Source organism: Alkalihalobacillus sp. BA299 (assembly GCF_017745675.1).
In the GTDB taxonomy this organism is placed as follows: Bacteria; Bacillota; Bacilli; order Bacillales; family Bacillaceae_F; genus Alkalihalobacterium.
Genome location: NZ_JAFLJM010000012.1, coordinates 92,482 through 106,025, shown reverse-complemented (window position 1 = coordinate 106,025; position 13,544 = coordinate 92,482). Strand labels below are relative to the sequence as shown.

Sequence of the window (13,544 nt, the reverse complement as noted above, 5' to 3'; positions counted from 1 at the left end):
CCGCGATTAGACAAAAATTAGAGGCTACATGAAGCCTCTAATTTTGTTAAAAGCCTTATGTGGAGTGATGGTTAATGAAAACCAATAAGAAATTGGAAGCGAAGAGAAAAAAAGTACGATTTAATATTAATTCTACAAAAACACAAGAAACAATCAATGGGTACCTGTTTTTACTGCCAGCCTTACTATTATTAGGGGTGTTTTTGCTCTATCCAATGGGGATGGCGTTTTATTATAGTTTCACTGATTTTTACTTATTAAGACCAGGTCAACAACAATTTATTGGGTTAGAAAATTTCACTTATATTTTTCAAGATGCAGAGTTTAGACAAGCGTTTCGTAATACAGCCTATTTTGCATTGTTAGTTGTACCTATCCAGATGGCTGTTGCGCTTGGGTTAGCCCTATTAATTAATCAGAAATTGAAATTTAAAGTCTTTTTCCGTACTGCATTTTTCAGTCCGGTCGTTATGTCACTAGTTGTTGTATCGATCTTATGGACGTTTTTATATAACCCAAACGAAGGCTTGATCAACGAAATGTTAGGTGTCTTTGGTATTTCACCGCAGCCGTTTTTAACAAGTCCGAATCAAGCAATGAATTCAATTATTGTCATGTCCGTTTGGCAAGGAGCAGGATTTCAAATGTTAATATTCCTTGCGGGATTGCAAAATATTCCGAAGCATTTATATGAGGCGGCTTCAATTGATGGGGCTACTCGCTTACAGCAATTTTGGAATGTTACCGTTCCGGGCTTAAGAAATGTAACCATATTCATTTTTGTTACGATTACAATTGCCGCTGTAAAGCTACTTGTTCAGCCGATGATTATGACACAAGGTGGACCATTAGGATCGACGAAAACACTTGTTTATCATATTTATGAAGTTGGCTTTAACTATCGAGATGTAGGGTACGCTTCGGCTATGGCCGTTGTGTTTACAATATTAGTATTAATTATTACGATTTTACAACGTAAGTTTATTGCTGAGGAGAGGGGTTGAGCGTAATGATGAAGAGTAGATTGATCAAAAACACGATTCTTTACCTTTTTATGTCGTTATTAGCGTTCATCTTCTTATTCCCTCTTATTTGGATGCTGGTTTCTTCGTTGAAAAATGAATTTCAGATCTTTGCAGATATTGGCTCGATTAAGGCGTTTTTACCGCCTGCATTACCAGATGGGGGCTACTTTGCCAATTATGTATTAGCGTTTCAGCGAGTCGATTTGTTCCGTTATATGTTAAATAGCTTAATTTTCACAACAGGAATTCTTATTTTTGGATTAATCGTTAATTCAATGGCCGGTTATGCATTAGCGCGTTTTAATTTTCCGTTACGTCACTTCTGGTTAGCTGTTATTATTGCAACACTCATTATCCCGCCGGAAAGTATTTTCTTACCGCTATATGTTCTTATTTATAACTTTGGTTGGGTCAATACGTATACTGGCTTAATTGTTCCATTCGTTGCCAATGCGTTTAGTATCTTTCTTTTTAGACAGTTCTTTTTAGACTTTCCGAAGGAGATTGAGGAAGCTGCGAGAATTGATGGTTGTTCACAAATCGGTATCTTTTTAAAGATCATTGTTCCGCTTTCTAAACCAATCTTTGCGACAGTTGCAATTTTCACGTTTATTAATCACTGGAATGATTTCTTATGGCCGCTAGTGGTAGCGACTGAGGACCGGATGAGAACGATTCAAATTGGGTTACAGTATTTTATGAATCAACCACCTGTTCAATGGGGTCAAGTAATGGCAGCACTGACGGTTACAACAATTCCGATGATCTTAATTTTTGTTTTCTTACAAAGGTATTACATTCAAGGTTTAACACATACAGGTTCGAAAAACTAGTGGATATGCATAGAGAGCAAGGAAGTGACGTTATAATGGGGAAAGTACTAAGTTTAGGTGAGCTTGTTGACTTTTTGAAGGATAAAGAAAAGGTACGCGAAATGCTTGTATTTGCAGGGAAGTGTGGAGCAATCACGACCACTCGCAGGGGTGCGATTCCAGCTCTGCCTTCCATGGATGAATTGATGTATTAAAGGATAGGAGTGACAGGTATGCAATTAGGTGGGGTGACAGGTGGAATATATAAAGTGTGTGACTGGTTAATGAAACTAGCAATTGTAAATTTGTTATGGATTTTATTTGCATTACTCGGTCTTGGTATTTTTGGTCTTTTCCCTGCAACGATTGCCATGTTAACTGTTCTTAATTACTGGACAAAGCAAGAGGAATGTAAAGTTGTACGGACTTTCGCAGATGCGTATAAAGAAAGTTTTATAAAAGCGAATGTGTTTATGTTACTAATTGTAACAGTAGGGGCTGTGCTAATTACGAATTATATGATTATTCAATCTATGAATGGAATTCTACATGTATTTTTAAAGTACGGATTAATATTTATGTTCGTTATTTATAGCTTAGTGGTTCTTTATATCATGCCGATTCTCTCGTATCGATCTCAAGGAATATGGAACACGGTTAAAATGGCGTTTATCACTGGTGCATTACACCCAGCTCGAACAGGAATATTATTAGGTGGCTTTGTTCTTCTATATCTAATCATTAGATCATTTCCAGGTATGATTCCGTTTTATAGTGTAAGTCTTATAGGGCTATGGACGACAGTGATACTTTCACCTATTTTAAAAAGCGAAGTAGTAGAGAGATTGCAAGAAAAACAAATTAAGTGTGAAAAGATGGTAAGGACGTAGTATGGAGGAAAACAGGAGGTACCATATGAAACGACATGAGCAGGCAATAGAGAAGGCAACAAAGTCTATTAATCAAGCAAAAGATAAAGTAAGTAAGAACTACTGGAGATTAAACTATCACGTAGCATCACCTGCATATTGGATTAATGATCCGAACGGATTTATTTTTTATAAGGGAGAGTACCATTTATTTTACCAACACCATCCATTCACTTCGCAGTGGGGACCAATGCATTGGGGGCACGTAAAAAGTAAAGATTTAACTTTTTGGGAGCATCTACCGGTTGCGCTTGCACCAAGTGAAGAGTATGACAAAGATGGTTGTTTTTCAGGCAGTGCGATTGAAAAGGATGGAAAGCTCTACCTGATGTATACAGGACATAAATGGACCGGGGAAAACCATGATACAGATTTAGAGCAGGTTCAATGTCTTGCTGTAAGTGAAGATGGAGTAAGTTTTAAAAAAATAGCGAGTAACCCAGTTATTAAGGGTGCTCCTGAAGGGGATATTCACCCTCACCATATTAGAGACCCTAAAGTATGGAAACACGGTGATTATTATTACTGTGTGATCGGTAATAAGACAAAAGAGGAAGTAGGTCAGGTTCTTCTTTATCGGTCAGAAGATTTACTCGAATGGGAATTTCTTAATATTGTAGCAAAAGGGGGAGGGAACTTTGGTTTCATGTGGGAGTGCCCGGATCTTTTTCATTTAGATGGCCATGATATTCTAATGATGTCACCACAAGGAATGGTTTCGGAAGGACACCTTTATCAAAACCTTCACCAATCTGGTTATGTATTAGGCAAGCTAGATTATGAAAGTGGTAAGCTTGACCATGGTAGCTTCCGGCTCCTTGATTATGGGTTTGATTTTTATGCACCGCAATCTACAATAGATGATCAAGGAAGAAGAGTGATGGTTGCATGGATGGCAATGTGGGAAAGTGAAATGCCTGAGCAAGAATTTGATTGGGCTGGAGCGATGACTTTACCTCGGCAATTATTTATAGAAGATGGTCAAATTATTAGTAAGCCAATGCCGGAAGTTGAGAAATTACGAAACAATCTAACTCAATTTGAAAATGTGATTTTTGACGGGAAGCGAGTTTTTGAAGGAGTTTCGGGTTATTGCCTTGAACTAGATATTGTTATAGATGCAAAAGAAGCTACACAGTTTGGCTTGAGACTACGTGTAAATGATGAGTCAAAGGAGGAAACAGTGCTTAGCTATGATTGCAATGAAAGTTTCCTGACGTTGGACCGAAATAAATCTGGAAAAGGATTAAAAGGTATTCGTAAAGCACCAGTGGAACTGAAGGATAATCAGCTTCATTTGCGAGTTTTCTTAGATAAATCTTCTATTGAAATTTTTATTAATGGTGGAGAAAAAGTAATGACGTCTAGAATATATCCTAGTGAATCTTCAACAGGTATTGAGTTTTTCGCAAAGGGTCCAATTTCAATTAATAGCTTGAAAAAATGGAATTTAGATAAGAGTGTAGATGTCATTACAAAATATTCTAAGAGTATGGCAGAAAATTAATTGGTTAAAGTTTTAAGGGGTCAGTGAATGGGGCTACTAGATATGGATTAAAATTGGAGTGACCCTCGTAGTCACTCCTTTTCGTATTTAATTCTTTAATACGATCATGTACCGATCAGTCAGGACTATTTGATATTATATTTCTTCATCTTATTATAGAGAGTTGCTCTAGAGACGTTCAATATTTTTGCGGCAGCAGATTTGTTTCCGTATGTTTTTTGTAGAGCAAACTTTATTTCTTCCGACTCTAAGTCTTCTTCTTTGTCCATCAACATAGTCATTTTTTCAAGTTGGGTTACGTTCTCATTGACTTTTAAGTCGCGTTTTACTTTAACAAAGTTAGGAGGAAGGTGATGAGTTCTAATGATTTCATTATTTCCTCCCAAAATAATAATTCTTTCAATAATATTCCGAAGTTGTCGTATATTTCCATTCCATGTATTTTGAAGAAAGATATACATTACTTCCGGGTCTATTTTAGGAATAGGAGTAGAGTACTTTACAGAAAATTCTTTCAAAAACAATTGTACAAGTTCTGGAATATCTTCAACCCTCTCACGTAAAGGGGGGACGGAGATAGAAATAACATTTAAACGATAGTATAGATCTTCTCGGAAACTTCCCTCTTCGATCATTTTCTCTAAATCCCGATTGGTGGCTGCAATAATTTTTACATCAATAGGAATGGCTTTATTTCCACCGATACGATAAAATTGTCTTTCTTGCAAAACCCGTAGTAATTTCACCTGTAATTCGAGCGGCATTTCTCCAATTTCATCTAGAAAGATAGTTCCTCCTTTGGCAGCATCAAGTTTCCCTTTTTTGCCCCCTTTTACAGCACCAGTAAATGCCCCTTGTTCGTAACCAAATAACTCACTTTCAAATAAGGGAGGTGGAATGGCTCCACAGTTAATTGCGATAAAGGGATGTTCTGAGCGATTACTACCTTTATGAATTCCTTCGGCAAATAATTCTTTCCCAACACCACTTTCTCCTGTAATTAATACCGTTGCCTCGGTATTTGCTACTCTTTTTGCTAATTTTAACGCAGATTGTAAAGCTTCACTTCTTCCTTTTATCTTACTAAAGGGAGATAAGTTTTCTTGTGCTACATTACTTTCTAATTCGTGTAGGTAAGCCGTTGTAGAAGATAATTCATCATTTAATCGAACTACATCCGTTATATCTCTCTCTATTGAGAGACCACCAATGATCTGATTATCAACAATAATAGGAGAGGTATTAATTAATACATGAACATTCGCTTTTGGGCGATTATATTTATTGACTACCCCTTTTCCTTCTTTAATTGTAGTCATTAGGACTACAGCTTCTTTTTCAAAAAAGTTTGTAATGGACTGACCATAGACGTCTTGTGAAGAGAGGCCGTACATTTCTTCAGATTTGTGATTCCAAAAGATGATATCACCGGCTTGATCTACAATGGTCACTGCATCATTAATAGAATTTAATAATTCATCAAAACAAGCTCTTGTTTTACTCCATTGGTTAAAAACTTCATTTTTAACCTTTTTGTAAGGGACCCAACCAATAATTTTTCCTTTATCATCTTCTAATACTATGTCAACCTCATCTCCAATGTTATTAATCTCGGATAGAGGTAATTTGTAATGATATTTTATCATCGTAGATAGGTTTAAATCATTTTCCAAAGGTAAGGATAAATCAACCAGACTAATATTGTATTTCAAGAAGATACCCCCTTAAAGTATTCATTCTTATAATTTTGTTAATATACAAATTATACACAATTGTTGAAATAAATCTATTTTTTTACACTTATATCTAAAATCTTTAAATAATTGAATTTCATTATTTAATACATTAATTACCATAGAAAGTAGTATTTTTTTCTTTTTCACAAATTTTGGCACGGCTTTTGCATTTTAATAGATAAATAAAACATAATTTTTAGGATGGTGAATGCTATGAATATTTGTAGAGGAGTAGTTTGTGCTTGGGAAGGGGTAGTAGAAGAAATATTTATTGAACAAGGGTCGTTTGTTTATGAATGGGAACCATTATTTTTAATTAAAGCCAAAGATGGTAAATGCCATAAAATTCAAATGAGTTCGAGTGGGTATATAAGTACTTTAAATGTAGAGGTAGAGCAACAAGTAAGTATTAACAGTGAGTTAGCTATTTTACAAGAAGATTGTTTACCGTGTGGTTGCGATTGAATATAATTGTATTCTCTTCGTCTATATACACTTTAGACATAAGTGTATATAGACGAAGAAAAATAAGCAATTATGTCTAACGGTGGTTATGTGCATTTAATAAATTATTTTTAGTTATAGCTGTATAAGCTAACTATTTAAAATTTTGTTGATCATTTAAAAGTTGGCACGTAAATTGCAATAGATAGATTGTGAGAAAATAAAAAAATTAAACGGAGGGATTAACATGTTAACACCTTATAAGCATGAACCATTTACAGATTTTACAGTAGAGGAGAACCGGCAAGCATTTGAAATTGCCCTTCGCCAAGTAGAGAGTCAACTCGGAAAAGAGTATGACCTCGTAATAAATGGGGAGCGTGTTTCAACGGAGGAGAAAATTATATCTTATAACCCATCTAATAAGGAGGAAATAATTGGGGTTGTATCAAAAGCTAACCGTGAACTAGCTGAAAAAGCAATACAAGATGCAGACAAAGCATTTCAAACTTGGAGAAAAGTAAATCCAGAAGAGCGTGCCAATATTTTAATTCGAGCTGCAGCCATTGTCCGTCGCCGTAAACATGAATTTTCAGCGTGGTTAGTAAAAGAGGGTGGAAAGCCTTGGAAAGAAGCAGATGCCGATACAGCAGAAGCTATTGATTTTATGGAGTACTATGCTCGTCAAATGATTGAAATTAAAGACGGTAAGTCTGTAAACAGTCGTGAAGGAGAGCTTAATCGTTATTTCTATACACCGATTGGGGTAACTGTGACTATTTCGCCATGGAATTTTGCGTTTGCAATTATGGCGGGAACGACGGTTGCGCCTATTGTGACAGGAAACACGGTTTTATTAAAGCCAGCAAGTACAACACCAGTTGTGGCGGCAAAGTTTGTGGAAGTTCTAGAAGAAGCTGGTCTTCCAAAGGGAGTTGTAAATTTCATCCCAGGAAGTGGAGCAGAAGTAGGAGATTACCTTGTGGATCATCCGAAAACAAATCTCATTACCTTTACAGGTTCACGTGACGTAGGTACAAGACTCTATCAACGTGCTGCTGTCGTCCAAGCAGGTCAGAACCATTTGAAGAGAGTCATTGTAGAAATGGGCGGGAAAGATACCGTCGTTGTCGATAAAGAGGCAGATTTAGATTTAGCTGCTCAATCGATTGTTATTTCAGCGTTTGGTTTCTCAGGGCAAAAATGCTCAGCTGGATCACGTGCCGTCGTACATGAAGATGTCTATGATGTAGTTCTTGAAAAAGCAATTAAGTTAACAAAAGAGTTATCCGTTGGGGACCCAACAACAAATGAGCATTACATGGGTCCGGTAATTGACCAAAAAGCATTTGATAAAATTATGGGCTATATTCAGGTGGGTAAAGAAGAAGGTCGTCTCGTTGCTGGTGGTGAAGGAGATAATTCTAAAGGTTATTTTATACAGCCAACCATTTTTGCAGACGTTGATCCACAAGCGAGGTTAATGCAAGAAGAAATCTTCGGACCAGTAGTTGCTTTTAGTAAAGCAAAAGACTTTGACCATGCGCTAGAAATTGCAAATAATACTGAATATGGTTTAACCGGTGCTGTTATAACAAAAAATCGTGATCGTATAGAACAGGCAAAGCAGGATTTCCATGTTGGAAACTTATATTTTAATCGAAATTGTACGGGAGCAATTGTAGGTTACCATCCATTTGGTGGGTTCAAAATGTCAGGAACTGATTCCAAAGCAGGCGGTCCAGATTATTTAACGCTTCATATGCAAGCGAAAACAGTTTCAGAAATGTATTAATAGATATTAAGGTTTCATGAAAGTTTTATTACCTCCAGAGTAAATAGAGAAGAAGTATTTTGGATAGTCTTTTCTAACCTCTTTGGAGGTAGTTATATTTAAAGAAATAGAAAAATGGCATGAATCAAGATTGATTCATGCCATTTTTCTATTTCATTTTGATAGACGGTTATATAGATTTATACTTTTCGGTAGGTTGTTCATTGTTTGGATAGATAGATTGATTGAATTCCGCTTCTATTTCAGCTGAAGGGGCTCTATCAATCATACTAACTAAAACCACTGCAACAGTTGCGAGAACGAAGCCTGGAACAAGTTCGTATAAGCCGATTGCATTTAATACCGGAATTTCATTCCAAAATATAACAATGAATGTTCCTGTTAAAATTCCTGCAAGAGCTCCATACCTTGTCATTCGTTTCCAATATAATGAAAGGATAATAACTGGTCCAAACGCTGCCCCAAAACCTGCCCAAGCGTAAGATACAAGTTCAAGGACGTTTCCACCATTTTTAGCTAATATAACAGCGATAACTGATATAAAAATGACGGAAGCTCGACTTATCCATACTAATTCTTTTTCACTAGCTTCTTTTCTTAAAATTTGTTTATAGAAGTCCTCAGCGATAGCACTAGATGAAACCAAGAGCTGTGAATCAATGGTGCTCATTATGGCTGCAAGAATGGCTGCAAGTAGGATGCCAGCTACCCAAGGGTTAAATAGAGTTTGAACAAGGATAATAAAAATACTTTCTGGGTTTTCAAGCGGTGTGTCAAATTGAGTAATTCCTACTAACCCTACAAATCCGGCGCCAATTAGGGATAGAACTACCCAAACAACAGCTATCAGTCTAGCCTTTGGAATTTCACTAGCACTTCGGATACTCATAAAACGAGTCAGTATATGAGGTTGTCCAAAATAGCCTAACCCCCATGCTAATAGTGAAATTGTTCCAATTATACTAAATGAAGTAATATTTGTTGCCCATGTTCCATCTTCAACCCCAACTGTTTTCATAATGTTAAGTAAATCAACGTTAATATCACTGATTGTACCCCAAAGACCACTAAACCCACCTAAGGAGACGATAAGAACTGCTGGAACCAATAACAACGCACAGAACATTAAGATCCCTTGAATAAAGTCTGTTAAACTAACTGCAAGGAAGCCACCTAAAAAGGTGTAAGAAACAATGACAACTGAACCAACGAGTAATGCAACATTATAATCGATACCGAAAGCTTGTTCAAAAAGGACAGCTCCAGCGACCATTCCTGATGAGGCGTAAAATAAAAAGAAAAGAATAATTGTCAGTGCCGAAAACACACGAATGACCTTAGTGTTATCTTTAAAACGGTTTTCTAGATAATCAGGTATTGTAATTGAGTTTACGGTTTCAGTATAACGGCGTAAGCGTTTGGCTATAAATTGCCAGTTTAGATAAGTTCCCACTGCTAGTCCTATAGCAATCCACATACCATTTAAACCGGTTACGTAAATGGCGCCAGGAAGTCCTAACAGAAGCCACCCACTCATATCAGAGGCTTGAGCGCTCATAGCTGCTACCCAACTGTTTAACTTTCTTCCTCCTAAGAAGTAGTCAGAAATGGTGTTTGTTTTTCGATACGTCCATAATCCAATAAGTAACATCCCAATTAAATAAATGACAAAAGTTATGATTGTAGCTAAATTCAACAGAGGTCACTCCCTTTCGATAAATAAAGATACAGTTGATAATAAGATAATGGTGATCATAGGAATAAAAATCCAGAGCCATGTGGTAAGTGGTAAACTCATCATCTTTCCCCCTTATTTGTAAACTTTATGATTGTCGCCGCGTTACTTTATACTTGCAATTAATGTGCCAAGTTCAAAAAATTATAAAAATAAAACTTAATATAAATTAAAATTCAGCTCAATTATAGAGATAGCTGAATAGTTTTATTTAGAAAGTAAATAATTGTAATTTTATTAAAAATAAAAGTTTACAATATTGTCTATAAAATCTACATAATTGTTTACTGTTTTTATACAAAACCTTTATAGAAAAACTTTTTTTATATAAAATATGGAATTTCATTTTTGGCACAGTTTTTGCAATATTTTAGTAAATATATAAATAATAGAAGGTGGAGGATTAGTATGTTAGAGCAATCAATGAAATCATTCTTTATGTTTCTCTCTCAAAACAAAGCGATGAATCAAGCTGCTAAAAAGTGGGGATTAAAATTGGGGGCTTCGCAAGTTGTAGCTGGGCAAACCATTGAAAACGCTATATTAAAGGTTAAAGAATTGAACGAGAAGGGATTAATTTGTACAGTCGATCATTTAGGTGAATTTGTTGATACAAGAGAAGAGGCACTTGATTCAACAGAGTACTGTATTAAGACATTAGAAATGATAGAGGAATCGAATGTGAACTGTAATTTGTCATTAAAAATGACTCAGTTGGGGCTTGATATTAGCTATGAGTTTTGTTTAGAGAATATGAAAAGAATTTTACAGACAGCTAAAAAGTATAATAATTTTGTTAGAATTGATATGGAAGATTATGCTCATTGTCAACAAACATTAGATATACTTAACGAGCTAAGGAAGGAGTTTGATAATGTTGGTACAGTCATTCAAGCTTATCTTCACCGAGCTGAGAAAGATATAGCAGATTTAAAAGGTGTACCTCTACGATTAGTGAAAGGAGCTTATAAAGAATCATTAGAGGTAGCCTATCAAGATAAAGATAGAATTGATGAAAATTATTTTCAAATTATTAAACAGCATCTATTGAATGGAAGTTATACGGCTGTTGCATCTCATGATCATATGATAATAGAAAAAGTAAAGAAATTTGCAGATGAAAATAATATTCCTAGGAGTCTATTTGAATTTCAGATGCTCTATGGGTTTAGGGAAAACCTTCAACTACAATTAGTTCAAAAAGGCTATACTGTAAGAGTTTATGTACCATTCGGAAATGATTGGTTTGGTTACTTTATGCGCCGTATGGCAGAGCGCCCACAAAATGTATCGTTTGCCATTAAAGGGTTAGTTTCAAAGTAATCCAATAACCTCAACCCCAAAATAGAGTTGCTACTTATATATAGTAGCAACTCTATTTTGGGTAAGTACGAGAAGCTCAGACGTTTATGATTTATTCTCTTTTTAAAATGTAGATAAGGGAATACTATTTGACGGTTAAGTATACAGAGGTTTCCCTATTGACGATACTTTTTTTTAGCGCTACTTTATATAAAAGGGATATGAAGCAATTTATATCTTCTTAAGGACTTGAAAATAGAAGGGGCATTGAATTAAATAGAGAATCTGAGAGAAGGAGGAGGAAGTGGAGTGCTTGGAGTTAGGATTTCATCCATTTTTCGAGAACTTTTGGCAGCAGAAACACCTTTAAGTAGTGAATATTTAGCAAAAGTTGTACAAGTAACCTCTAGGACCATTAGAAATGACATGAAGGAGTTGGAATTACTTCTATCTAAGCATGGCGCATCCATCAAGTCTGTCCGTGGGAAGGGCTATCAACTTGAGATTCATGATGAGCAGCTTTTTAGAGTGATGCTTCAAGAAATTTTTCGGTATGATGAACTCGGTTTAGGCTTTTCACCTAATTCACCTGATGATCGAGTTCGTTTGCTCCTTAAAAAACTTCTCCTTTCAGATGAATTTATAAAGCTAGATGATTTAGCTGAAGAGCTTTTTATTAGTAAATCGACATTACAAAATGACCTTCAGGAAGTAAAGAAAATATTAAAAAAATACGAAATCACTACTGAAATTCGCCCCAATTATGGCTTTAGGATTAAAGGTGAGGAACGAAAATTGAGATTTTGTATGTCAGAATATTTATTAAACAGAAATGAAGTAGATATCATTGATGGATCAATATCTATTTTGCCTGAAGCTGAAATGCAAAGTATAAAGTCGATTATTATAAATTATGTGAATAAATATGATTTGGAAATTTCAGACATAGGAATTAATAATTTAATTGTTCATATTGCGATAGCTTGCAGGAGAATTAGAAATGGTAATCATGTTTCAATGTATCCTGAAGAATTAAAAGAGATCATTCATGAAAGAGAGTACAATATCGCTATAGAAATTGTAAACCAAGTAAAGAAAAGCTTAAAAGTAAGTTTCCCTGAACCCGAAATCGCCTATATTGCTATTCATCTGTTAGGAACGAAAATGGTGACAGAATCCAAAATAGGTGATAGTCAAATTAAAGCATTAATGGATAATGAAATTTATCAGTTAACAAAGAAAATAATCGATACTGTTGAAGAAAAGCTAAAACTGGGTATAAAAAATGATAAAGAACTACAGGTAAGCTTATGCATACATTTAAAGCCTGCGATTAATCGTTTACGCTACGGTATGAATTTAAGAAACCCGATGCTCAATGAGATCAAATCCTATTATCCTGTATCTTTTCAAGCTGGTGTCATTGCAGGTCTTGTCTTAAAAGAGGAATTAGATATTGATATTAGTGAAAATGAAATTGGCTATATTGCTTTACATTTAGGTGCCGCTGTGGAAAGAACGAAGATGAATGACCGCCCTAGAAGGTGTATTATTGTTTGTGCTTCAGGAGCTGGGAGTGCGAGGTTGTTGAACTACAAACTGCAGTCAAGGTTTGGATCAAAATTAGAAATACTTGGGACAACGGAATATTACCGGCTTAGTCAAATGTCATTACATTCTTTAGACTTTATTATAAGTACCATTCCGATTTCAAAGAAATTATCTGTACCAGTCATTGAAGTGAACACGATTTTAGGCGGAGAAGATATTGAAAAAATTGAATCTATTTTTTCAACAGCTGATAAAGATACTTTTGAATATACGAGAGAAGAGTTAGTTTTCCTCCAACAAAAGTTTAAGACAAAAGAAGAAGTCATTCATTTTTTAGGAGAAAACCTTCAACAGTTAGGTCTTGTAGATCAAAATTATACGGATTCAGTATTGGAAAGAGAAGCGGTATCTCCCACTTGTTTTGGGAATTTAGTGGCTATTCCTCATCCGATTGTTCCGCAGACTGAATCGACATTTTGGGCGATATGCACATTAGAAAAGCCGATTATGTGGGATAAGAAACCAGTCCAATTTATTTGTCTTTTAAATGTTGAGAAGAATAGTTCAAAAGATTTACAAAAAATGTACAACATCCTTGTGAGTATTGTAGATAGTAAGGACTTAATTCAACAATTGCTTAAATGTAATACGTATACTGAATTTATTAATGTTTTTATTAAAAAGCATCCGATTTATAAATAAGGTAGT

General features: G+C 35.3%; 11 protein-coding genes. 9 read left to right on the top strand and 2 right to left on the bottom strand.

What is annotated here, in order from left to right:
• Window positions 1-74 precede the first annotated feature (74 nt).
• Genes J0N78_RS16145 through J0N78_RS16125 form a run of 5 tightly spaced genes read left to right on the top strand, consistent with a single transcriptional unit; the run spans window position 75 to window position 4,273 of the window.
• Window positions 75-1,004, top strand: a complete 930-nt coding sequence (locus J0N78_RS16145) for a carbohydrate ABC transporter permease (RefSeq protein ID WP_209124141.1) — start codon at window positions 75-77, stop codon at window positions 1,002-1,004.
• A gap of 5 nt (window positions 1,005-1,009) precedes the next feature.
• Entirely contained in the window at window positions 1,010-1,858 is an 849-nt protein-coding gene (locus J0N78_RS16140) for a carbohydrate ABC transporter permease (protein WP_247747370.1), read from the top strand.
• Between the two features lie 35 nt (window positions 1,859-1,893).
• Window positions 1,894-2,052, top strand: a complete 159-nt coding sequence (locus J0N78_RS16135; protein WP_209124140.1) for a hypothetical protein — start codon at window positions 1,894-1,896, stop codon at window positions 2,050-2,052.
• A gap of 18 nt (window positions 2,053-2,070) precedes the next feature.
• The gene (locus J0N78_RS16130; RefSeq protein ID WP_209124139.1) at window positions 2,071-2,727 is read left to right on the top strand and encodes a YesL family protein; all 657 of its coding nucleotides are present in this window, start codon (window positions 2,071-2,073) and stop codon (window positions 2,725-2,727) included.
• Between the two features lie 25 nt (window positions 2,728-2,752).
• Window positions 2,753-4,273 (top strand): glycoside hydrolase family 32 protein, encoded by a 1,521-nt coding sequence (locus J0N78_RS16125; RefSeq protein ID WP_209124138.1) that lies wholly within the window; start codon window positions 2,753-2,755, stop codon window positions 4,271-4,273.
• Window positions 4,274-4,398: 125 nt separating this feature from the next.
• Here the strand turns inward: J0N78_RS16125 and J0N78_RS16120 are convergent, their stop codons facing one another.
• Window positions 4,399-5,985, bottom strand: coding sequence for a sigma-54 interaction domain-containing protein (locus J0N78_RS16120; RefSeq protein WP_307794954.1), 1,587 nt, complete (start codon window positions 5,983-5,985; stop codon window positions 4,399-4,401).
• Between the two features lie 237 nt (window positions 5,986-6,222).
• Between J0N78_RS16120 and J0N78_RS16115 the strand changes: the two genes are divergently transcribed.
• Both J0N78_RS16115 and pruA read left to right on the top strand, forming a co-directional pair.
• Entirely contained in the window at window positions 6,223-6,474 is a 252-nt protein-coding gene (locus J0N78_RS16115; RefSeq protein WP_209124137.1) for a biotin/lipoyl attachment domain-containing protein, read from the top strand.
• A gap of 226 nt (window positions 6,475-6,700) precedes the next feature.
• Window positions 6,701-8,248 (top strand): L-glutamate gamma-semialdehyde dehydrogenase, encoded by a 1,548-nt coding sequence (pruA, locus tag J0N78_RS16110; RefSeq protein WP_209124136.1) that lies wholly within the window; start codon window positions 6,701-6,703, stop codon window positions 8,246-8,248.
• A 169-nt stretch (window positions 8,249-8,417) separates the two neighbouring features.
• On the opposite strand, the gene putP is transcribed toward pruA, so the two are convergent.
• Window positions 8,418-9,944 (bottom strand): sodium/proline symporter PutP, encoded by a 1,527-nt coding sequence (putP, locus tag J0N78_RS16105; protein WP_209124135.1) that lies wholly within the window; start codon window positions 9,942-9,944, stop codon window positions 8,418-8,420.
• Window positions 9,945-10,391: 447 nt separating this feature from the next.
• On the opposite strand from putP, the gene J0N78_RS16100 reads away from it, so the two are divergent.
• Window positions 10,392-11,306, top strand: a complete 915-nt coding sequence (locus J0N78_RS16100) for a proline dehydrogenase family protein (RefSeq protein WP_209124134.1) — start codon at window positions 10,392-10,394, stop codon at window positions 11,304-11,306.
• A gap of 288 nt (window positions 11,307-11,594) precedes the next feature.
• A complete protein-coding gene (locus J0N78_RS16095; RefSeq protein ID WP_209124133.1) occupies window positions 11,595-13,538 on the top strand; it encodes a BglG family transcription antiterminator in 1,944 nt (647 codons plus the stop codon).
• The last annotated feature ends 6 nt before the right edge of the window (window positions 13,539-13,544 follow it).